This window comes from Lactobacillus sp. C449L (genome assembly GCF_059900815.1).
Genome location: NZ_JBWXGA010000335.1, coordinates 1 through 426 on the forward strand (window position 1 = coordinate 1; position 426 = coordinate 426).

2 pseudogenes are annotated in these 426 nt (G+C 61.0%); one reads left to right on the forward strand and one right to left on the reverse strand.

The annotated features are described in order from the left end of the window. Window positions 1–192, forward strand: a pseudogene (locus AC2JF9_RS09640) (IS110 family transposase); the annotation flags it as partial. Window positions 193–288: 96 nt separating this feature from the next. Here AC2JF9_RS09640 and AC2JF9_RS09645 read toward each other — a convergent pair. Continuing rightward, window positions 289–426 (reverse strand): annotated as a pseudogene (locus AC2JF9_RS09645) (IS5/IS1182 family transposase); the annotation flags it as partial.

The window sequence follows — 426 nt, forward strand, 5'->3', positions numbered from 1 at the left end:
GGAAGAGCGGGCGGGTGGATCGCGAGCAAGGAGTGTCAAAGGCCGGCAACCCGCGGCTGCGCACAACCATGATCCAGCTCGGGCTATGGCTGCGCCAACAGCCAGCCTCGGCGCTGAGCCGGTGGTTCCAGGAACCGCCGGCGTCGCGATCGAGGGAGGCATCAGCAAAGCCGCCTGACGGCACAAGCCAGATTTTTCATCCAATCTCCCGGGACCTGATCAGTCCCGGCAGATCCAGGAGGAACGAACCGAGAGACGGACTTGGCTTAAAAGGCCGACTAAGAGCGCCTAACAAGACCGGTTGCATTGATTGAAGCAGATGAGTGCGCATCCAAGCGTGGTGAAGGCCAGATGGATGTCCTCACGTCGTTCATAGCGAATGGTGAGACGGCGGAAGCGGTTGAGCCAGGCCAGGGTGCGCTCAAT